This is a genomic window from Serratia sp. (in: enterobacteria), assembly GCF_051654945.1.
GTDB lineage: Bacteria > Pseudomonadota > Gammaproteobacteria > Enterobacterales > Enterobacteriaceae > Chania.
Genome location: NZ_JBOFZA010000085.1, coordinates 53,253 through 75,327, shown reverse-complemented (window position 1 = coordinate 75,327; position 22,075 = coordinate 53,253). Strand labels below are relative to the sequence as shown.

Here is a 22,075-nt window from a genome sequence, read left to right as displayed (position 1 = left end):
AATCCGCAAATGCGGGTGAAAGTTGTTGTTTTTCAATATGCTAAACAATATCAAAATGCACGTTGGTAAGGCAGGATACCCGCACGCAGCATTTCATTGGTCCCAATGCTGTGATCGTTGCTCAAGCCACGCAGTTCGACGTTGAATGAAACTTTGTTATCGTACTTGCTGATCTGGTTGCCGTAGTCCCAATCGGTGATCTTGCGTTCATAACCCACGTTAACCGCCCAGCAGCAGGTGTTATAGCGCAGGCCGACCAACTGGTTAGCGGTTTGTTTCGCACGGGTGTCGTAGTAATACGCCCCAACCACCGCCCAACGATCGGCAATTGGCCAACTGGCCACCAGACCGACCTGTGAAATACCGTCCTGATAGCCTGGGTTACTGATATCAGGCAGGGTAGCCGAAATATATTCCGGGCTGGCATAACGGTAGTTCAACTGCACCATGCGATTCTGATCCTGACGGTATTCCACTACCGCGTCACCTAACGCGAAGCTGTCAAGACGGGTGTCGTACTGCACACCACCACGCAGGCCCCAGCGATCGTCAATCTTCCAATAGGTGTCACCGGCCCAGACTACGCTGCCGGTGTCATCGCTATTATCAAAGTTGCTGCTTTGATCCCCGGTCCGCGAACGACTGAGGTAATAGATTTGACCTACAGAAACGTTAAAACGTTCAACCAATGCATCATCATAAATGCGCGAAGTCACACCGGCGGCTATCCGGTTCTGCGAGGCGATACGATCCAGGCCGCTGTAGGAACGGTCACGGAACAGGCCCGAGTAGTCGGTTTGCAGCAAGGTTGAGTCATAGGTATAGATGTTACTTTGATCGCGATAAGGCACGTACAGGTACTGCATACGCGGCTCAAGGGTTTGGGTATAGCCTTGCGACCAGTCCATTGGGCGATCAAACACCACTTTACCGTCGGTTTTGAATTGTGGCAGCACGCGGTTGACCGAATCGTCCAGATCGGGCACCGGGCTACCCGGATTACGGCTGGCGTAGTCGGCAGAGAAACCGTTCGGGATGGTCTGCTGGAAATGCGTCGCCATCAGTTTGGCTTCGGTATTCAGGCTGCCCCAACTGTTGGCCAGCGGCAGATTGATTGCCGGCTCCACATGCCAACGGGTGGCTTCCGGGTTATTCGGGTTGACGCTGGTAAACTTGGCAACCTGGCCGTAAGTGTGGAAATCAAACGGACCGATGTCCGATTTATAGTAGTTGAGATCCAACTGCGGCTGCGCACGATAGGCGTTCTGGTTGCCTGCACCGCTGAAAATCTGGAACTGTTTGGAGGCCAGCGTGGCATCCCAGTTCTCATCGGCATAACCGACGCTGAATTTCTGCGTGGCGTAGCCATCGGTGGTGGAACCGTATTTGGAATCCAGGTCGGTGAAGTAATAAGGATCGCTGACCTTGGTATAGTCGACGTTGAAACGCCATACCTGATCCATAACGCCGTTATGCGCCCAGTAGAACAACCAGCGCTTACTGTCGTCGGCATCCCCGTGATCTTTTTCGTACTGGCTATCGCTTGGCAGCCAGTCGAAGGCCATGGTACCCAGGCCGGGTTGAACCAGATAACGGAATTCGTTCTGCCATTGCAGCCCACGATTGGTCATGTAGTGCGGCGTAATGGTGGCATCAAAGTTTGGCGCAATGTTCCAGTAATACGGCAGCATGAACTCGAAGCCGTTATTACTGCCATATTTGGCATTGGGGATCAGGAAACCGGAACGGCGCTTATTCCCCACTGGAAGCTGTAAATAGGGGCTATAAAACACCGGCACCTTGCCAATCTTGAAGCGGGCATTCCACACTTCGGCCACTTCTTCTTCGCGATCGTGGATCACTTCGGAGCCGACTACGCTCCAGCTGTCATCGCCTGGCAGGCAGGAGGTAAAGGTGCCGTTTTCCAGGATGGTGTAGCGGTTTTGACCGCGCATCTTCATCTTGTCGGCGTCACCACGCCCTTGGCGGCCTACCATCTGATAATCGCCCTGATAGACGTCGGTATCTTTGGTGTTCAGGTTTGACCAGGCTTTCGGGCCTTTCAGTTTGATCTGATTATCCGCGTAGTTGACGTCACCGGTGGCGGTAACGGTACGGATAGGTTCCGGCTGCCCGTCTTTTTGCGTCTGGTTCAGCTCAACCTGCTTCGCCGTCAGGGTGCTGTTACCCTGTTCGATGTTAACGTTGCCGGTGAACAGCGCGCTGCCGGGATAGTGGGCTTGCGAATCATCGGAAATGATGGTGACCGGCAGGCTGTTGGGGTCGCCGGTGATGACTGGTTTGTCGTAAACAGGCACGCCGAGCATACATTGCTCGGCCAGATCTGCCAGCGCGTGCTGACTATAAATCGCCGTCCAAATCAACGTGGCCAGCAGTGTTGGGAAACTTTTTTTCATACGCGGTTTTGGTGTTCCGTCATCAGAGGCGTCATGTCCGGCAAACGGTCAGAGACTATATCACTCATCAGCGTTGCGCTAGTGTTAAATCCTGCCGTTCGAATGCGTCGTCGTTAGGCGCAGAGATAAATGACAGGTATGATAATCGAATTCTTGAAAAAAATCGCCTTAACCCTTGCGCGTACCGATAGGGATACACGGCTTATTACGGTTTGATAGTTGGGGAGTATATGCAGTATTGGGGAAAACTGCTCGGAGTGATTGTTGCCATTTGGGCTGGCGGCGGATTCTGGGGTGTAGTGTTAGGGCTGATTGTTGGCCATATGATCGATACCGCACGCAACAACAAGCGCAGCCGGGGCTTTTTTACCGATCAGCAAACGCGGCAGACGTTATTTTTCCGTACCACTTTTCAGGTTATGGGGCATCTGACCAAATCGAAAGGGCGGGTAACCGAAGCCGATATCCAGATAGCCAGCCTGTTTATGGACCGCCTGCAACTGCATGGCGAGGCCCGTACCGCGGCGCAACAGGCGTTTCGTGAAGGCAAACACAGCCAGTTCCCGCTGCGTGAAACCTTGCAACAGCTACGCAGCATCTGCTTTGGTCGCTTTGACCTGATTCGGATGTTTCTGGAAATTCAAATTCAGGCCGCGTTTGCCGACGGCTCGCTGCATCCGAACGAACGCCAGGTGCTGTATGTGATTGCCGAAGAGCTGGGCATTTCCCGCGCTCAGTTCGATCAGTTCCTCAGCATGATTGAAGGCGGACGTCAGTTTGGCGGCGGGCAGCAGGGGGATTACTCCTATGGCGGCTACCAGCAGGCGCAACGTGGTCCAACGCTGGAGGATGCCTGCAAGGTGCTGGGCGTTAACAGCAGCGATGATGCGACTACCATCAAGCGCGCCTACCGCAAGCTGATGGGCGAACATCATCCAGACAAGCTGGTGGCCAAAGGGTTACCACCGGAAATGATGGAGATGGCGAAGCAGAAAGCGCAGGAGATCCAGGCGGCTTACGATCTGATCAAACGCGAAAAGGGTTTTAAATAACGACAAAGACTCGATAGGTGTCGATATGTAGGGCGCTGTAAGGCTGCGCCCGTCTCGATCATCATCAGAAATCCGGCTCGACGCGAAAATGCATCGGGGTCTGGAACGCTGGATGGGTGATCCGCAACTCTTGGGCGTGCAGTTGCAGGCGGGGTGCCATCGCCTTGACCTCTGGCGGGGCATAGAAGCCATCGCCGAGGATCGGGTGACCCAATGCCAGCATATGCACGCGCAATTGGTGTGAGCGCCCGGTGATAGGCAGCAGCTTGACCCGCGTGCTGCCATCCGCATCACGGGAAAGCACCACATATTCGGTCTGTGCGGCCTTGCCGGTTTCGAAACACACCTTCTGCAATGGCCGGTTTGGCCAGTCGCAAATCAGCGGCAAATCCACCAATCCTTCATCCTGTGCCATATGCCCCCACACGCGGGCGATGTAGCATTTTTTCGGCTCGCGCTCGCGGAACTGGCGTTTTAGCTCACGTTCGGCGGCCTTGTTCAGCGCCACGACGATCACCCCGCTGGTGGCCATATCCAGGCGATGCACCGATTCCGCCGCAGGGAAGTCGGCCTGGATACGCGTCATCAGGCTGTCTTTGTTCTCCGGGGCACGGCCAGGCACGGAAAGCAACCCGCTGGGTTTGTTGACCACGATGATGTGCTCATCCTGATACAGCACGTGCATCGGATCTTGCGGGGGATTGTAAGGTTCCATGTTAGCTCCGCTGAGAAGGGCAAACCGGGGAGCCATGGCTCCCCGTCAAGTGGATCACTGGTGTGTTACCACGACCAGGCGAATAGCATCCAGTCGCCATCCCGCTTCATTGAGGTTAACCAGCACCTGCTTACGGTTGAACTCCAGCGCTTCGACTTCGTCGTCACGGATATTCGGGTTAACCGCTTTCAGGGCTTCCAGACGGGCCAGTTCGGTGCTCAGCTTGTCATCGGCTTCATGCTTGGCCTGCTCGATTAGCGCGCGCGCCTGCTCTTCCACCAGGCTTTCGGCCTGTTGCAGCATCACGTGCACCTCTTGCTGCACCGCATTCACCAGCTTGCTGGAGGTGTGGCGGTTGACCGCGTTCAACTGGCGGTTGAAGCTTTCGAACTCAACCTGTGCCGCCAGGTTGGTGCCTTTGCGATCCATCAACATGCGGATCGGCGTTGGCGGCAGGAAGCGGGTCAGTTGCAGGTGCTTAGGAGCCTGCGCTTCAACCACATAAACCAGCTCGACCAGCAGGGTACCGACCGGCAGCGCCTTGTTTTTCAACAGGGAAACCGCACAGCTTCCGGTGTCGCCGGAGAGGATCAGATCCAGCCCGTTGCGGATAATCGGGTGCTCCCAACTGACAAACTGGGCATCTTCACGCGACAGCGCCTGCTCGCGATCGAACGTCACGGTACAGCCATCCTGCGGCAGCCCTGGGAAGTCAGGTACCAGCATATGGTCGGACGGAGTCAGCACGATCAGGTTATCGCTGCGGTCTTCCTGATTGATACCGACGATATCGAACAGGTTGAGCGCAAAGCTCACCAGATTGATGTCGTTATCCTGTGCGGCAATGGCTTCGGCCAGTGCCTGAGCCTTATCGCCGCCGTTGGAGTGCATCTCCAGCAGACGGTCACGGCCCTGTTCCAACTGCGATTTGAGCTGGACGTGCTGCTGGTTACAGGCATGGATAAACTCGTCCAGGCCTTCCTGCTCGGTAGGGGCAGCCAGGTAGCCAATCAGTTGCTCGTAGCTGCTGTCATAAATTGGACGGCCGGTTGGGCAGGTGTGCTCGAAGGCATCCAGCCCTTCATGGAACCAGCGGCCCAGTACGGCCTGAGCGGTATTTTCCAGGTAAGGCACCATAATCTGGATGTCATGCATCTGGCCGATACGATCCAGACGGCCAATACGTTGCTCCAGCAGATCCGGGTTGAACGGCAGATCGAACATTACCATCTGGCTGGCAAACTGGAAGTTACGCCCTTCCGAACCGATTTCGGAGCACAGCAGCACCTGTGCGCCTTCTTCTTGTGAAGCGAAGTAGGCGGCAGCGCGATCGCGTTCGATAATGCTCAGCCCTTCGTGGAACACGGCGGCACGGATCGCTTCGCGCTCACGCAGCACCTGCTCCAGTTGCAGAGCGGTAGTCGCCTGGGCACAAATCACCAGCACTTTTTCATGACGATTGGCGACCAGATAATCCAGCAGCCACTCAACGCGCGGGTCGAAGTTCCACCAGGTCGCATTCTCCCCTTCGAACTCCTGATAAATCTGTTCTGGGTAGAGCATGTCGCGGGCGCGGGCTTCGACGGTTTTCTTGGCGCTCATGATACCGGACACTTTGATCGCCGTCTGATATTGCGTTGGCAATGGCAGTTTGATCTGGTGCAGGTGGCGGCGTGGGAAACCTTTTACGCCATTGCGGGTATTACGGAACAGCACGCGGCTGGTGCCGTGGCGATCCATCAGCATGGTGACCAGTTCCTGGCGCGCCTGCTCGCTGTTATCGGTATCGCTGTTGGCCGCTTTCAGCAGCGGTTCAATATCCTGCTCGTCGATCAGTTCACCCAGCAGGTTCAGTTTGTCATCCGCCAGGCGTTCGCCGCTCAGCAGCAGCGTCACCGCATCGGCGACCGGACGGTATTTCTGTTGATCGGTGACAAACTCCTGGTAGTCATGGAAACGGCTGGGATCCAGCAGGCGCAGACGGGCAAAGTGGCTCTGTTGGCCAAGCTGCTCGGGGGTTGCCGTCAACAGCAGTACGCCTGGGATGTGCTCCGCCAGCTGTTCGATCACCTGATATTCACGGCTCGGCGCTTCTTCGCTCCAGGCCAGGTGGTGAGCCTCGTCTACCACCAGCAGATCCCAGTGGGCATCGGCCAACTGCTCAAGGCGCTGCTTGTTGCGGCGCACGAAATCCAGCGAGCAGATCACCAACTGTTCGGTTTCGAACGGGTTGCTGCTGTCGAGCATCGCTTCGGAGTAGCGGCTATCATCAAACAGTGAGAAATAGAGGTTGAAGCGACGCATCATTTCAACCAGCCACTGGTGTTGCAGGGTTTCCGGCACCACGATCAGCACGCGTTCGGCGCGGCCAGCCAGCAGCTGCTGATGAATAATCATCCCGGCTTCGATGGTTTTACCCAGACCCACTTCATCGGCCAGCAGTACGCGCGGCGCATGGCGCTGGCCGACTTCGTAGGCGATGTGCAACTGGTGTGGGATCAGACTGGCGCGCATGCCACGCAGGCCAGCGAACGGCAGACGATACTGTTCACTCTGGTACTTGCGGGCACGGAAACGCAGCGCAAAGCGATCCATACGATCGATCTGGCCGGCAAACAGGCGATCTTGTGGCTTGCTGAAGGTCAGCTTGCTATCCAGCAGCACTTCACGCATGGCGACGCCGCTTTCCTGGGTATCCAGGCGCGTGCCGATATAGGTCAACAGGCCGTTATCCTCTTTGACTTCCTCTACCTGCAACTGCCAGCCTTCGTGGTTGCTGATGGTATCGCCCGGGTTGAACATCACGCGGGTAATCGGTGAGTCGTTTCTGGCATAGAGGCGGTTTTCACCGGTGGCGGGGAAAAGCAGGGTGACCATGCGCACATCCAGTGCGACCACGGTTCCCAGTCCCAATTCGCTTTCCGTATCGCTGATCCAGCGTTGACCAAGTGTAAAAGGCATAGTTTGTCGGCTCGATTCTTATTAAGTAAGTCTTGCTACCCGGCGGATAAGCCCTGGGTAACCTGTTTCAACTGCTTGCTATTGCCGGCCACCCTGGTTGGCGAGCTTTATTGTCGTTTAGCGGGCAATAGTTTGTTACGCCATGCTAGCGTCTGGTGACGGCATTGCGACAACGGTGTTGTGAATAGTGGTTCAGAATTTGGGAAGGGCGCTATGGTAATGGAAGGCGGCGCATTCGTCACCTGTAAAACCCGATGATTTTTTCTTCCTAAATTCTGACTGACACCCGTGAAAAGAGAGGGTTATCCGTGGGGATGGCCGTTGCCCTCGCTTTCTTACTGCTCAGAACAGTCCTATCTGCTTGGTCACTAACGCTGAAAAATCGTCGTACAGGAAGGGAAGTATCGCGTCTGCCACCGGTTGCAGCTGGCGTTCGAGATAATGATCGTAATCGATCGCGGATTGCCGGGTTTCCAGCGGTTCTGGCCCGGCCAGCGTCATCACATAGCTGATCCAGCCACCGTTCTGATATTGCAGCGGCCGCCCCTGTTGACGATTATAGTCATCGGCCAGGCGGGCTGCACGGGCATGGGGCGGAACATTGCGTTGATAGTCGTCCAGCTTGCGCCGCAGGCGTTTGCGGTAGACCAGCCGATCGTCAAATTCGCCGTTCAGCGTTTTGGCCACGTACTCGCGCACAAAGTCCTGATAGGGCTGGCGCTTGAAGATGCGTTGATAGAGCTGCTGCTGAAATTGTTGTGCCAACGGGGTCCAGTCGGTGCGTACCGTTTCCAGGCCTTTATACACCATCTCTTCACTGCCGTCCGGCTTGCTGATCAGCCCGGCGTAGCGCTTTTTGCTGCCCTGTTCGGCACCTCGGATGGTCGGCATTAAAAAGCGCGAGTAGTGGGTTTCGAACTCCAGCTCCAGCGCATTCTCCAGCCCATATTGCTGTTGCAGATGCTGCAGCCACCATTGATTGACGTGAACCAGCAGCTCGCGGCCAATCTCGGCGGCCTGCTGTTCGCTGTGGGCCTTTTTCAGCCAGACAAACGTCGAGTCCGTATCGCCGTAGATCACCTGGTAACCTTTGGCTTCGATCAACTCCCGCGTCTGGCGCATGATCTCGTGGCCTCGCAGGGTGATCGACGAGGCTAGCCGGGGATCGAAGAAGCGGCAGCCGCTCGATCCCAACACGCCGTAGAACGCGTTCATAATGATCTTCAGCGCCTGCGACAGTGGCTTGTTATTGTGGCGTTTTGCCGCTTCGCGCCCTTGCCAGATCTGGCGAACAATTTCGGGCAGGCAGTGTTTGCTTCGCGAGAAGCGTGCTTGGCGAAAACCAGGCACCGAGTTTTCATCGTCCGGGTGCTGCATACCTTCGACCAACCCGACGGGATCGATCAGGAAAGTGCGGATGATCGACGGGTACAAGCTTTTGTAATCAAGCACCAACACTGAATCATACAGGCCGGGCTGTGAATCCATCACAAAGCCACCGGGGCTGTGTTCTTCCGGTAGTTCCCCGAGATTGGGGGCCACATAGCCCTGACGATGCATGCGTGGGATATAGAGATGGTTGAAGGCGGCTACCGAACCGCCGCTGCGATCGGCAGCCAACCCGGTTACCGTAGCGCGTTCCAGCAGGAAGGTCAGCAGCTCGGTTTTGGCGAAAATACGCGTTACCAGCTCGCAGTCCTTCAGGTTATAGCGTGCCAGTGCGGGTTTATCTTCGGCAAACCGACGATCGATTTCTGCCATTCGCTGGTAAGGATTGTCGATCGCCTTTCCTTCCCCAAGCAGCGTTTGTGCCACATATTCCAGGCTGAAGGACGGGAAGTTCCAGGTGGCGGATTTCAGCGCCTCGATGCCGTCGATAATCAACCGCCCAGAGGCCGAGGCGAAGAAGTGGTTTTGCTTAAAGCCGTGCTCGCGCCATTCCAGCAGGTTGCCACCACGGCCAAAGCGTAGGGGGATTTGATAGCGTTCGGCGTGTTTTTGCAGTACCCGCAGGTCGAACTGCACCAGGTTCCAGCCGATGATGGCATCGGGATCGTGCCGCTCCAGCCATTGATTCAGGCGTTCCAGCAGTTGTGGGCGGCTGTTGCAGTATTCCAGTTCGAAATCCAGCGGCTCGTTGCCGCCGTTGGGCGGGCCTAGCATGTAGACCTGGCGCTGACCGCAGCCTTCCAGTGCAATGGAATAAAGCTCGCCATGGGCGGTGGTTTCGATATCCAGCGACACCAGCTGCAAATTGGGCCGATAGTCAGGGGAGGGCTTCATCTGGGCATTGAGCCACAGGCCGTTACCGTCGGGTTGACCGTTGAACCAGACCGGAGCGGTGATAAAGCGCTCCATCAGATAGCGCTCCGGCGGGCGGATATCGGCCTCGAAGACGTTGACGCCTCCCTCTTTCAGCAGCTTTTCCAACTTGATCAACTGACGGTGCTGGCGGCAATAAAGCCCAATCACCGGACGGGAGTGGAAATCCAGCAATGGCAGGGGTTTCAGTTCGATATGACGTTCTTCACGCAGCAGTAGCTCGGCCCGCTGGCGCTGCTCGGCGGGAATAAATGCTACGGAGGTTTGCGTGGCCAGCCGTAGCCGTTGTGGGCCGCTGTCGGTCGCCAGCCAGAATTCGACTTCGGTACCGGCAGGCGTATCACGCCAATGGCGGGTGAGCAGAAAACCCTGTTGTAACGATGTCACTGGTTGCTGGGTGTCGGTGAAGAATGGGTGTTTATAGTATGGGTATTTATACAGTCATTGTCTATTATTGGCTGGATCGGCCAAATCTACATACAATTCAACGATTGACTCACCCCGGCCCGAGCCGGACAATCCTTCGCCCACGCGCTTGAGCTTATACACAGAGGTTGAATGGAAGCCTATTTACAACAGTTGATCACCCAGTCATTGGCTTTCACCCTGGTGGTGGTCATGTTGGTGGCGTTCCTGGAATCGCTGGCGCTGGTCGGTTTGCTATTGCCGGGCACGGTGATGATGGCCAGCATTGGCGCGCTGATCGGCAGCGGGCAGGTGGATTTTTATATGGCCTGGGGGGCTGGCATCGTCGGCTGTCTGCTGGGGGATTGGATCTCCTACTTTATTGGCCGCGCCTTCAAGGGGCCGCTGCACCGCTGGTCGTTCCTGAAAAAGAACAAGGCGATGCTGGATAAAACCGAGCATGCATTGCATCAACACAGTATCGTCACCATTTTGATTGGCCGCTTTATTGGCCCCACGCGTCCGCTGGTACCGATGGTGGCCGGTATGCTCGATCTGCCTCCCTATAAATTTGCCTTGCCCAATATCATCGGCTGCCTGACCTGGCCACCGATCTACTTCTTCCCTGGCATTCTGGCGGGCGTGGCGATCGATATCCCTGCCAGTGCTAACAGCGCGTTGTTCAAATGGCTGCTGTTTGGCGTGGTGGTGTTGGTCTGGCTTGCCGCCTGGCTGAGCTGGCGCTGGTGGCGCGAAGGGAAACGCAGTGCCGACAAACTGACGCGTTGGCTCACGCCGATGAGGCTGCGATTGGCCTGTGTCGCTAGTTGGCTAGGGGCGTTGGTGTGTTTCTATTATATGCATCAACAGGCGCTAATGCCGGTGTATCGGCATCTGCTGTGGCAGGTGCTGGCAGGCTGACGCTAAAATTCATACGTAAAAAAACCGACTGGTGAGGTCGGTTTTTTTATTTTCCGGCTTGGAGTTGGTGACTCTGACCGGTTGAGACAGCACCCATCTAACGGAGATAATTTTATCGTCGATCTCCTCCGATGTCAAAAACTCAGAAATCGGATATCTGGTATTTCGCGCTCTAAATTGGTTGATATATAATCAGCGCGTTAGCTCTGCTGCTGTCTTTACTTCGGTGTGCGCATCTACACATTCAAGCCCTGGCCGGGTGTACGGATGGTGCCGTTATCCGGTGCTCTGGCCGGAGTGAGACAGTAGCCATCTAACAACTGAGTACTGCGTCGTGACAGGCAATGTAAGAGTAAACGGCGGTGGCTCACTCCATGTCATGGAGAAAACGGGTGATTGATATCGATAAGGCAATCATCGTTCTTGGGGCGCTGATCGCGTTACTGGAACTGATCCGTTATGTGCTTCAGTTGCTGAACTGATAGCGGAAACGTAGCTAAGGCCGGGGCTAACCAATCCCCGGCCTTTAACATTGACTTACTGGAAGAAAGCTTCCAACTGCTCAAACACCCGCATATCTTCGCTATGGCGTTTCACCTGTAAGACATCTTCCAGCTTCTCAACCTGGCTGATCATCTGCACCAGGCGCTGATCGTCGGCCACCAATAGCCAGATACGGCTCTGGGTACCGTCTTTCAGCGGCATACACAGAATGCCTTCCACGTTAAATGCGCGGCGGGCAAACAGGCCGCAAACGTGGGTCATCACGCCCGGATGGTTTCGTACCGCCAGCTCCAGGATCACTTGTGGGTTCTTTTGTAGTGATTGCATGGCTTATTCTCCAATCATTTCGATGTTGGCGGCACCCGGTGGCACCATTGGGTAGACTTTTTCATTGATATCGATCAGCGCGTGGATCAGGCAAGGGCCAGGGCGTTGGATTGCCGCCATCAGCGCGGCTTGTGGATCTGCCTCGGCGTTCAAATCACAGGTGTCCAGACCAAACCCGGCGGCAATTTTCAGGAAATCGGTACGCTTCGGATAGGTGGCGGCAAAGATATGCTGCTGATAGAACAGCGTCTGCTGTTGGTGTACCAGCCCTAACGCCTGGTTGTTCATCAGGATGATTTTCACATCCAGATTGTGCTCAACGGCGGTCGCCATCTCCTGAATATTCATCATCAGGCTGCCGTCACCAGAAAAACACAGCACTTTGCGCTGAGGCTCGGCCAGTGCAGCACCAATCGCGGCAGGTAAACCAAAGCCCATGGTGCCCAAGCCGCCGGAAGTCAGCCATTGGCGCGGGCGGCTCAGCGGATAAGCCTGGGCTACCCACATCTGATGTTGGCCTACGTCGGTGGTGATAATGGCGCTGTCGTCTACGCAGCGCGCAGCGGCCTTAACCAGGCCGTAATGGCTCAAGGGATCTTCCACGTTCGGCATGTTGAACGGGAATTCGCGTTTCAGATCGTTAACAGTGTTTATCCACTCGCTGCGCGGTTGGGCCTCGATCATCGGTAACAGCTGTTGCAACACCTGGCCGACATCGGCATGGATGGCAATATTGGCCTGCTTGACCTTGCCCAGTTCGGCGCGGTCGATATCCACGTGGATAATTTTAGCGTTAGGGCAGAATTGCTCGGTTTTACCGATAGCTCGGTCGTCGAAGCGGGCACCCATTACGATCAGCAGATCGGCTTCCTGCAGGATAAAGTTGGTGCTACGGGCCGCGTGCATGCCCAACATGCCCAACGACAGCGGATGTTCTACCGGCATCGCGCCCAGCGCCATCAACGTCATGGTGGTAGGCAGGTTAGAGCGTTCGGCCATTTCCAGCGCTGGTACATGAGCTTGCGCACAGATAATGCCGCCGCCCAGATACAGAATAGGGCGCTTGGCCTGGTTGATCATCAAGGCGGCCTGTTCGACCTGTTTGATATCAAAGGCCGGAGGGGCGTCTGGCACGGCCATTGGCGGCAATGAATCCCACCCAATTTCGGCGGTTTGCACGTCCTTCGGAATGTCGATCCATACCGGGCCCGGGCGGCCGGATTCGGCGATGCGGAATGCATCGCAAATCACCTGCGGCAGATCGCTGACATCGCGTACCAGATGGTTGTATTTGGTTATCGGGATGGAAATACCGTAGGTATCCACTTCCTGGAAGGCGTCGGTACCGATCATCGAGGAAGATACCTGACCGGTGATGCACACCAGCGGGATTGAATCGAGCTTGGCATCGGCAATGGCGGTGACCAGATTAGTTGCTCCCGGGCCGCTGGAAGCGATGCAGACCGCCGCCTTGCCGTTGGTACGTGCCATGCCCTGCGCCATAAAACCGGCCCCTTGCTCATGGCGGGCCAGAACGTGCTGGATGACGGTGCTTTGGCTCAGAGCATCGTACAACGGTAGCGCTGCGCCACCGGGGATGCCTGCAATAGTGGTGATACCCTGACGCTCCAGCAGATGAACGATCAGCTGTGCGCCGGTAATGCGTTGGCCTTGGTGTGGCGTGCCCGAAGTTGCCATGTGCCTATCCTTTTCTCTCAGGGCCGGTTAGCTTTTCTGGGCAGGGGACTAAAACAAGAAACCCCGCCCGGTTTGCGCCGGCGGGGTTTGGGAATCGATGCGTTGATTCGGACCCTACGGCGCGTTGCCGACGACCACCACCACACGCACGACGACCGCCGCGGCTGGTAGCGCGGTTGTTAGTAGGGTCGAGGTCAGCGAGGATGCGATCACTAGGGAGCCTTATCATCAGTAGTAAAAAACAGAATTTTATAAAACCACAGGTGCAAAATTCGCACAACAGGTTTATTGGTTCAGCATAAAAAACGCGTGGTAGATCACGGTTTAACCGAAATACCCAGCACCTTGGCCTCCGGTGCGTTACCGCTGACCAGGGCCTGGGTCGGGCCGTCGTAATAGATCCGGCCATCCACCACCAGCAGGGTACGCGGCGCGATGCGGGCAGCATCCTCAAGATTGTGTGAAACCATCAGCAGCGTGAGTTGGCGTTGGTCACAGACGTTTTGCAGCAGTTGCAGCATTTCACTGCGCAAAGCCGGATCGAGTGCAGAAAAAGGTTCGTCGAGCAACAGGATCGGCTGTTGGCGGATCAGACAACGCGCCAAGGCAGCACGCTGCCGCTGCCCACCGGAAAGCTGTGACGGCAGGCGTTGCAGATGATCTTCCAGCCCGACCTGTTGAGCAATCTGTGCCAACTGCTCCTGCTGTGCGGCGGTTAAGCGCAGGCCAGGATCCAGCCCCAGACCGATATTTTGCCTGACCGTCAGGTGGGCAAACAGATTGTTTTCCTGAAACAGCATCGATACCGGGCGTTTGGCTGGTGGCGAAGCAGTATGATCGCTACCGTTCAGCCACAGCTTGCCGCTGGCCGCTGGCAGAAAACCGGCGATCAGGCTGAGCAGGGTACTTTTGCCCGCGCCGCTAGGGCCCAGCACCGCGACGTGTTCTCCCGGCTGAATGCGCAGGTCAAAACGCATCGGCAGGTGTTCGTACAGATAGGTCAGTTTTTCAAGCGTCAGCATGGCGGCCCGGTAATCGTTCAATCAGGGTAAACAGCAGGAAACAGAGCAGCAACAGCAATAGGGCGGTCGTAGCCCCGTCGTTACTGCGATAAGCGCCAATCTGCTGATAGAGATAAAAAGGCAGGGTACGGAATTGCTCGTTACCAAACAACGCCACCACGCCGAAATCGCCAATCGACAGCACGCAGGCAAAGGCTAATGCCTGGGCCAGCGGGCGTTGCAACGCTTTCAACTCTATCCAGCGCAACCGCCGCCAACCGTGGATATCCAGCGATAAACATAGTGGATTATAGCGCTCGGCCAGATCGCGCATGGGGTTTTCCAGCACTTTCAGCGCGTAGGGTACCGCCATCAACGCATTGGTAAGGATCACCAACGCATAAGGTGACTGTGGTAACCCGGTGGTATCGCTCAACAGCAGGAAGAAACCGGTAGCCAGCACAATCCCTGGCATTGCCAGGATCACCATGCCGCTCAGTTCCAGCGTTTGGCCCCAGATGGCATGTTGTCGCAGCTTCAGCTCACGGCTGCTCCACAGCAGCATCATGGTCAATACTACGCACAACAGACCTGCGCCGACGGCGATACGCAGCGAGGTAAACAAGGCCTGCCAGAGGATGGGCTGTTGCAATGCGCTGACCAGGGTTTGATTGGCTCCGTCGATAATAACCGCCAGTAAAGGGGGCAGTAGCAACAGCAGAGCCGCGATAATCAATAGCGTATCGCTAATGCGCCGCCCAAGGCTATCTTGCGGATCGCGCCAGCGTTGAGCATGAGTATGGCCGACCGGTAGAGCCTGGCTCAAACGTTGGCTGAGCACCACCAGCCCCAGGCAGCAAGCCAGTTGGATCAGCGCCAACAGTGCAGCTCGCCCGAGATCGTAGTCGTAACTCAGAGCCTGGTAAATCGCCAGCTCGATGGTGGTGGCTTGCGGCCCGCCGCCCAACGACAACACGGTCGCGAAACTGGCGAAACACAGCATAAATATCAGGGCACCGCTGGGGAGGATCTGGCGGCGTAACGCTGGCCATTCCACAAAACGGAACAGTTGCCAACCGTTCATCCCCAACTGCGCAGCCAATTGGCGTTGCTCGGTGGGGATGTTCTCCAGCGCCTGTAGCAGCAAACGGGTCGCCAGCGGCATATTAAAGAACAGATGCGCCAGCAGAATGCCTTGCAGACCATAAGGCGTAAAACTGTAGTTCACACCCAGCCAACCGCAAAGCGTTGCCAGCCAGCCTTGCCTGCCGTAAACGCTCAGCATGCCAAACACCGCCACCAGCACCGGCAGCACCAGCGTCATCGCGCACAGGCGCAGCAGCAGGTTACGGCCAGGGAAGCGCCGCCGGTAAAGGGCCCGGGCCAGCAAGATGGCTGGCACCACCGAGATCACGGCAGAAAGCAGCGCCTGCCAAAAGGTAAAGCGCACCACGTGCCACAGGTAGCTGTCTTGCCACAGGCTGCGCCAATCGCTTTCAGGCGCATGACGCCACAGCGATCCCATGGCCGCCAACGCGATAAGCAGGATCAGACCGGCGGCAATCAGCCCCGGCCATAACCAGCGGGGGATCAGTGGCTGACGGCGGTTTGCCATGCCCGGACCCAGTTACCACGTTGTTGTGCCACGTCTTCGGCGCTGAATTGTAAGGCCGTTTGTGGCACGGTCAGCTGTTCGAAACCGGCTGGCAATGGCATTTTGATCACTGGGTACATCCAGTTGCCGGTGGGTATGCTGTTCTGGAAGGCCGGGGAGACCATAAACTGCATGAAGCGTTCGGCCAGTTCCGGCTGCTTGCTGGCTTTCAGTTTGCCAGCGACTTCGATTTGCAGGTAATGGCCTTCACTGAAGTTGGCCGCCGCATAGCTGTCTTTTTTCTCTTCGATCAGATGATAGGCAGGGGAGGTGGTGTAGCTCAGCACCATATCGCCTTCCCCTTTCAGGAACAGGCCATAGGCTTCACTCCAGCCTTTGGTGACGGTGACGGTTTTCTTGGCCAGCTGTTGCCAGGCCTGCGGTGCCTCGTCGCCATAGACTTTCTGCATCCAGAGCAACAGGCCAAGTCCTGGAGTGCTGGTGCGAGGATCCTGATAGATAATTTTCAGGGGGCGATCGCTGCTTACCAACTCTTTCAGGCTGGTCGGCGGGTTCTTCAGCTTGTCTTTGTTGTAGACGAAAGCAAAGTAGCCGTAGTCATAGGGAACGAAAGTCTGGTTGTGCCAGCCACCGGGAATGGTGAGCTTGCTGGTATCGACCTGGCTGGTGGTGAACAGACCGGTTTGCTGCGCGGCTTGCAGCAGGTTGTTGTCCAATCCCAGCACCACGTCGGCGGCGCTGTTCTTGCCTTCCATTCTCAGGCGATTAAGTAACGAGACGCCATCTTCCAGCGCCACGAATTTCAATTCGCAGTCACACTCGGCCTCGAAGGCTTTTTTTACCGCCGGGCCAGGACCCCAGTCGGCAGCAAAAGAGTCGTAGCTGTAGACCGTCAGCGTTGGCTTGGCCAGAACTGGCATTGCTGCTAGCAGTAATAAACAGGGCAGGTATTTTTTGACCACTTTGCGCTCCTAAAAAGTAAGGGGGCAAAGGTATCTGAGGGCGATCCCCATCATCTTTCAAGCCGCAGCGTTGTTGACTGCACGCCTAGCTGCGACTTGAAATCTATTGGGGATAAGCAACAAAGCAGCGCCATGCTCAAATCCCTCCGCCGGTATTGACCGGATCAGGTTCGACGGGTGTGCTCTCAGCGGTAAACCGAAGGCCTGATGGCTGGTTTTCCGCACCCCGTTGAGTCGGCGCTATTGTAGAGACTAACCGGCGTGGGTGGAAGGCGATTATGCTTCCGGCGGCGCAAACCAGGCAGATTTAAAATCGAACCAGCCGAGGGTATTCATGCGCACCCCACGCATACTGCGCTGACCATGTAGCTGCAACCAGTGGTGGAATAGCGGATGCAACTGATGACTACTGACCAGACGTTGGCAAAACTCGGCCATCGACAGGCGATTTTCCCGCCAAAGAGCGGCATCCTGCGCGATGTCTTCGGTCAGGCAGTGTTGGATCAACGGTAGTTCATACAGCGTGGCAAACAGCGAAAACTCCAGCGGCAGGGTGAAATTGGCGCTGCCTAACCACAGATCGCTTTGTGCCTTGCCTTTATGCCAGACCTCATAATCCACGACCTGTACATTGAGCTTGATGCCCTGCTCGGCCAGCAGAGAGGCGATAGCCTGTTTGATGGCGTGGAACTCGGAGTGTTCATTATAGAAGGTCAGGGTCAATTCGGTTAAGCCTGCAGGTTTGGGTTGCCGCCCCAGTACACGGTTATGCAACCAGCGCGGCAGGATGCCATAGGCCGGTGCCCAGTAACGCTGGTAGAGTGGCCCGGCGTGGCTCAGTAGCGCAATCGGGTTGATCAACTCGCAGAGCCAACTGCGGATCTCCGGATCGGCCGCCACTGCCGAACGCTGGTCGAACAGCAGAAAATAGCAGCCTTCTTCCAGGCGGCTTTCCAGCTCGTTTCTACCGGTATCGTCCCCCTGCAATTGAACGCCGGAGTGTGCCAACTCTTCGGTTATTTCCGGTAACACCCAAATGTTGACCTCATCGATCAGGGCGCGATAGCCGAAGTAGTCATCAAAGGCGTGGATTTTCATCTGGCTCTGGTTGTTGTGTATCACGCGATAGGGGCCAGTGCCGATTGGATGGCGGGCAAAATCCGGCAGGCTTTGCCATTCACGCGGCAGGATCATGGCGTGCACGCTGCTCAGCAACCAAGGCAACCAATAATCCGGCGTGTGCAGGTGCACATCGAGGACATAGGGGGTAGGCGAGACGATCCGGTCGATATGTGAAAACAGCGGTTGAGGGATCAGACGGTTAAGCGAATGGATCACGTCTTCCATTTCCAGCTCGCGGCCATGATGGAAATGGATCGCCGGACGGAGATAAAAGCGCCAGTGCAAAGGGGATAGCGTTTGCCAATGATGCGAAAGATCGGGATCGAGTTCCCCGTTTTCCTCATTTACCCGTGTCAGGCCATTGAAGATCTGTCTGGCCAGGTGGGTTTCTGAACGGCGCAGTGCCGAACCGGGCAACAGGTTGTAAAGCTGACGATAGTAGAGCACGCGCAGGATGTGTTTCCCCTGGCGGAAGCTGCGGCCCAGCTGGGAAAGCAGCATTTGGCGTACCACGTCTTTGTCACCCACCAACTGGACCAATTGATCGATGCGATCCTGTTCCAATAACTCTTCGGCGCGTTGCTGTTGTAGTGCCAATCCGGTGTAGTGAAAGCTGAGCTGCGAGCGTTTACCACGGCCGGACTCTGCTTGCCAGGTCAGCCAGCCCTCGTGCTGCATGGCTCCCAGCAGCGAGCGAACATGGCGGCGGGAACAACTGAGCACCTCTGCCAACTCTTGCAGCGTGGTTTCGGTGCTTTGGCCATGGCAGCGTTGCCACAGGCGAATGAACTGTTGCTGCAGACGTGAGGTGGACATAAAAGAGGAACTCTCTGGCATCAAGTCGTCAATTTATCTTTCCCTATATTACGCCGATAATGATGACAGTTGAAACAGTGGAGGATTAACTCATGACGGTTCTGTTAGCTAAACAGTTTTATCAGCGTTATTTCACCGCGATCCGCTGCCAGAAAGCCGATTGGCTGACAGTGGTACCTGAACAGGCACGGTTGGAGATGTTAGCCCACTTGACCCAGTGGGACATCGCCACGCTGAGCGACAAGCAATACCGTGAGCGTATCTGACGTTCACCGCAAAAGTGTTTCTGAGTAATGGTGCTTTTCACCAGCCAGTGGGGTAACCCACTGGCATTTTTATCTGCCGCCTTTGCTTTCATCTCTGATTTGCCTTCTGTAGCATAGCCTTCTTCGTTTCTGGACAGGGATATCGCCATGAGTTTCAGACGCTGGTTGCCGCGCCGTTTTAATCCCGTTTTTGCCGCTTTTCTGCTGATTTCTTTCCTGACCGGCATTGCCGGAGCGTTGCAAGCCCCCACGCTGAGCCTGTTCCTGACCACCGAGGTGCAGGTACGCCCGCTTTGGGTGGGCATGTTCTATACCGTGAATGCCATCGCCGGGATCCTCGTCAGCTTCCTGCTGGCCAAGCGTTCGGATACCCGTGGCGATCGGCGCAAGTTGATCCTGGTGTGCTGTACGATGGCGGTGGGCAACAGCCTGCTGTTTGCGTTCAACCGTGATTACCTGACGCTGATCACCTGTGGCGTGCTGCTGGCGGCGATTGCCAATACCGCCATGCCGCAGATTTTTGCTCTGGCGCGTGAGTATGCGGACAGCTCGGCGCGTGAAGTGGTGATGTTCAGTTCGGTGATGCGTGCCCAGCTTTCATTGGCCTGGGTTATTGGCCCGCCGCTGTCGTTTATGCTGGCACTGAACTACGGCTTTACCGTGATGTTTATGATTGCGGCGGTGATTTTTGCCATCAGCGTGCTGCTGGTATGGCTGATATTGCCTTCGGTGCCCCGTGCCGAGGTGGAGATCAGCGTTGATTCGCCGCCTATCGCGCCCATCAGCGCCTGGCGCGATCCCGATGTGCGCCTGCTGTTTGTCGCCTCGATGCTGATGTGGACTTGCAACACCATGTATATCATTGATATGCCGTTGTATATCACCGCCGATCTCGGCCTGCCGGAACGGTTGGCAGGTTGGTTGATGGGGACCGCTGCCGGGCTGGAAATCCCGGCCATGCTGTTGGCAGGCTATTACGTCAAACGCTTTGGCAAACGCAATATGATGCTGTTTGCGGTCGCGGCGGGGGTGCTGTTTTACGCCGGGCTGGTGCTGTTCAAGTTCAAGTCGGCCCTGATGGTGTTACAGCTGTTCAACGCGGTGTTTATCGGCATTATTGCCGGGATAGGCATGCTGTATTTTCAAGACCTGATGCCAGGGCGGCCAGGGGCCGCAACCACCATGTTTACCAACAGCATTTCGACCGGGGTGATCCTGGCTGGCGTGTTGCAAGGCGCGCTGGTGGAAAACTTTGGCCATTATGCGGTGTATTACCTGATCACGCTGCTCGCCATCCTGGCGCTGTGGATGTGCGCCAAAGTTCGGGAAGTGTGAACTATAACGCCCCGTTAGTTGATACACATCATTGAGACAACGGCCTCACTCTCACTAAGATAAATGAACTCAGAGCGCGAGCTTGGCGCTCTTATCCATCTTGCTGCCGAGATGCCGATCCCGTTGATAAAAGTGGGTATGTTATGGATAAACTAACACCGCTCAAACCTGTTCCCTCCCTGTTTGCCGTTATCGTCGCGCTGCTTATCTGGTTTGTGATCCCCGTCCCCGAAGGGGTGGCACCGAACGCCTGGCATCTGCTGGCGCTGTTTATCGGCACCATCATTGCCATCATCGGCAAGGCGATGCCGATCGGCGCCGTCTCCATCATCGCTATTGCGTTGGTAGCATTGACCGGCGTGACCAACCCAGGCAAACCAGGAGCGGCGCTGGACGATGCGCTGAGCGGATTTTCCAACCAGCTGATCTGGTTGATCGGTTTTTCGATCATGATCTCTCTGAGCCTGAATAAAACCGGTCTGGGATCGCGCATTGGTTATTACTTTATCTCGTTGTTTGGCAAAAAGACGTTGGGGATCGCCTATGCGTTAACCCTGGCGGAAACCGTGCTGGCACCGGTGACGCCGAGCAATACCGCACGTGGCGGCGGGATCATCCACCCGATCATGAAATCGATCGCCGACAGCTTTGGTTCCAAGCCCGAGCTGAATACCTCCGGCAAGATTGGCCGCTATCTTTCACTGGTAAACTACAACATCAACCCGATCACCTCGGCGATGTTTATCACCGCCACAGCGCCTAACCCACTGATTGTTAATCTGATCGCCAAAGGTGCCGGTTCCGAGTTCGAACTGACCTGGGCCATGTGGGCAGTGGCGGCGCTGGTACCGGCGGTCTGCTCGTTGATCGTCATGCCGCTGGTGGTTTATCTGCTATATCCACCGGAAATCAAAAGCACCCCCGATGCGCCGCGTTTTGCTCAGGATAAGCTGCAAGTATTGGGGAAGATAACCTTGCCAGAAAAAATCACGCTGGGCGTATTTGCCCTGTTGCTGGTGTTGTGGGCAGGGGTTCCGGCAATGATTTTTGGCCCAGCTCTGGCGGTTAACCCGACGACGGCTGCGGTAATCGGCCTGGCCATCCTGCTGGCAACCGGGGTACTGAGCTGGGACGATGTGCTCAAGCACAAAGGGGCCTGGGATACCGTGGTCTGGTTTGCCGCCCTGGTGATGATGGCAACCTACCTCGGCAAACTGGGCCTGATTGGCTGGCTTTCACAAACGGTGGGTTCGGGTATCGATCATATGGGGATGAGCTGGGTCGGCGGGACTATTCTGCTCACGCTCGTCTACCTCTATTCGCATTACTTCTTTGCCAGCACCACCGCGCACGTAACGGCGATGTTTGCTGCCTTCTTTGCCGCTGGTATTGCTCTTGGCGCACCGCCAGCACTGCTTGGTTTGATCCTGGCTTTCTCATCTTCACTGATGATGTCATTAACCCACTATGGTACTGGCACCGCGCCAATTATCTTTGGATCGGGTTATGCCACGCTGGGTGAATGGTGGAAAACCGGTTTTATCATGAGCGTGGTTAACCTGCTGATTTGGGCATTGATTGGCGGGGTGTGGTGGAAGTGGTTAGGTTATTGGTAATCTAGATCGGCGGGCGCCGC

The 22,075-nt window shown here is 56.1% G+C and carries 17 protein-coding genes and 1 riboswitch; of the genes, 6 read left to right on the top strand and 11 right to left on the bottom strand.

The window, feature by feature from the left end; translation table 11 throughout:
• Positions 1-50 precede the first annotated feature (50 nt).
• Positions 51-2,417 (bottom strand): LPS assembly protein LptD, encoded by a 2,367-nt coding sequence (gene lptD, locus ACRDCA_RS19740; RefSeq protein WP_438691070.1) that lies wholly within the window; start codon positions 2,415-2,417, stop codon positions 51-53.
• A gap of 230 nt (positions 2,418-2,647) precedes the next feature.
• On the opposite strand from lptD, the gene djlA reads away from it, so the two are divergent.
• Entirely contained in the window at positions 2,648-3,469 is an 822-nt protein-coding gene (gene djlA / locus ACRDCA_RS19735) for a co-chaperone DjlA (RefSeq protein WP_025120465.1), read from the top strand.
• Between the two features lie 64 nt (positions 3,470-3,533).
• Here djlA and rluA read toward each other — a convergent pair whose 3' ends face one another.
• The 3 genes from rluA to ACRDCA_RS19720 form a co-directional block, all read right to left on the bottom strand.
• Positions 3,534-4,184, bottom strand: coding sequence for a bifunctional tRNA pseudouridine(32) synthase/23S rRNA pseudouridine(746) synthase RluA (gene rluA, locus ACRDCA_RS19730; protein WP_438691069.1), 651 nt, complete (start codon positions 4,182-4,184; stop codon positions 3,534-3,536).
• 54 nt (positions 4,185-4,238) lie between these two features.
• Positions 4,239-7,145, bottom strand: a complete 2,907-nt coding sequence (gene rapA, locus ACRDCA_RS19725; protein ID WP_438691068.1) for an RNA polymerase-associated protein RapA — start codon at positions 7,143-7,145, stop codon at positions 4,239-4,241.
• A gap of 342 nt (positions 7,146-7,487) precedes the next feature.
• On the bottom strand, positions 7,488-9,854 hold the full coding sequence (locus tag ACRDCA_RS19720) for a DNA polymerase II (protein WP_438691067.1): 2,367 nt from the start codon (positions 9,852-9,854) through the stop codon (positions 7,488-7,490).
• A 171-nt stretch (positions 9,855-10,025) separates the two neighbouring features.
• On the opposite strand from ACRDCA_RS19720, the gene ACRDCA_RS19715 reads away from it, so the two are divergent.
• Both ACRDCA_RS19715 and dinQ read left to right on the top strand, forming a co-directional pair.
• Positions 10,026-10,793 carry a DedA family protein gene (locus ACRDCA_RS19715; protein WP_438691066.1) on the top strand — a complete coding sequence of 256 codons (768 nt, stop codon included), beginning with the start codon at positions 10,026-10,028 and terminating at the stop codon, positions 10,791-10,793.
• 374 nt (positions 10,794-11,167) lie between these two features.
• Entirely contained in the window at positions 11,168-11,275 is a 108-nt protein-coding gene (dinQ, locus tag ACRDCA_RS19710; protein ID WP_115650698.1) for a damage-inducible type I toxin DinQ, read from the top strand.
• 55 nt (positions 11,276-11,330) lie between these two features.
• On the opposite strand, the gene ilvN is transcribed toward dinQ, so the two are convergent.
• The 7 genes from ilvN to sgrR all read right to left on the bottom strand — a co-directional run bounded on the left by ilvN (position 11,331) and on the right by sgrR (position 18,838).
• Entirely contained in the window at positions 11,331-11,624 is a 294-nt protein-coding gene (gene ilvN / locus ACRDCA_RS19705; protein ID WP_024527189.1) for an acetolactate synthase small subunit, read from the bottom strand.
• Between the two features lie 3 nt (positions 11,625-11,627).
• The gene (ilvB, locus tag ACRDCA_RS19700; protein WP_438691065.1) at positions 11,628-13,322 is read right to left on the bottom strand and encodes an acetolactate synthase large subunit; all 1,695 of its coding nucleotides are present in this window, start codon (positions 13,320-13,322) and stop codon (positions 11,628-11,630) included.
• Between the two features lie 114 nt (positions 13,323-13,436).
• On the bottom strand, positions 13,437-13,535 hold the full coding sequence (gene ivbL / locus ACRDCA_RS19695; RefSeq protein ID WP_438691064.1) for an ilvB operon leader peptide IvbL: 99 nt from the start codon (positions 13,533-13,535) through the stop codon (positions 13,437-13,439).
• A 104-nt stretch (positions 13,536-13,639) separates the two neighbouring features.
• Positions 13,640-14,344 (bottom strand): thiamine ABC transporter ATP-binding protein ThiQ, encoded by a 705-nt coding sequence (gene thiQ / locus ACRDCA_RS19690; protein ID WP_438691063.1) that lies wholly within the window; start codon positions 14,342-14,344, stop codon positions 13,640-13,642.
• The gene (thiP, locus tag ACRDCA_RS19685) at positions 14,331-15,938 is read right to left on the bottom strand and encodes a thiamine/thiamine pyrophosphate ABC transporter permease ThiP (RefSeq protein WP_438691062.1); all 1,608 of its coding nucleotides are present in this window, start codon (positions 15,936-15,938) and stop codon (positions 14,331-14,333) included. Before thiP ends, thiQ begins: the two co-directional genes overlap by 14 nt.
• Positions 15,914-16,900 (bottom strand): thiamine ABC transporter substrate binding subunit, encoded by a 987-nt coding sequence (gene thiB, locus ACRDCA_RS19680; RefSeq protein ID WP_438691061.1) that lies wholly within the window; start codon positions 16,898-16,900, stop codon positions 15,914-15,916. Before thiB ends, thiP begins: the two co-directional genes overlap by 25 nt.
• Before the next feature lie 123 nt (positions 16,901-17,023).
• Positions 17,024-17,139: riboswitch (TPP riboswitch) on the bottom strand.
• Positions 17,140-17,176: 37 nt separating this feature from the next.
• Entirely contained in the window at positions 17,177-18,838 is a 1,662-nt protein-coding gene (gene sgrR, locus ACRDCA_RS19675) for an HTH-type transcriptional regulator SgrR (protein WP_438691060.1), read from the bottom strand.
• Positions 18,839-18,930: 92 nt separating this feature from the next.
• On the opposite strand from sgrR, the gene sgrT reads away from it, so the two are divergent.
• From sgrT to ACRDCA_RS19660, 3 genes are all read left to right on the top strand, one after another.
• Positions 18,931-19,104 (top strand): glucose uptake inhibitor SgrT, encoded by a 174-nt coding sequence (sgrT, locus tag ACRDCA_RS19670; protein ID WP_438691059.1) that lies wholly within the window; start codon positions 18,931-18,933, stop codon positions 19,102-19,104.
• A gap of 147 nt (positions 19,105-19,251) precedes the next feature.
• The gene (locus ACRDCA_RS19665) at positions 19,252-20,439 is read left to right on the top strand and encodes a sugar efflux transporter (RefSeq protein WP_438691058.1); all 1,188 of its coding nucleotides are present in this window, start codon (positions 19,252-19,254) and stop codon (positions 20,437-20,439) included.
• Between the two features lie 143 nt (positions 20,440-20,582).
• Positions 20,583-22,055: a DASS family sodium-coupled anion symporter gene (locus ACRDCA_RS19660; RefSeq protein WP_438691057.1), complete on the top strand. Its 1,473-nt coding sequence runs from the start codon at positions 20,583-20,585 to the stop codon at positions 22,053-22,055.
• The last annotated feature ends 20 nt before the right edge of the window (positions 22,056-22,075 follow it).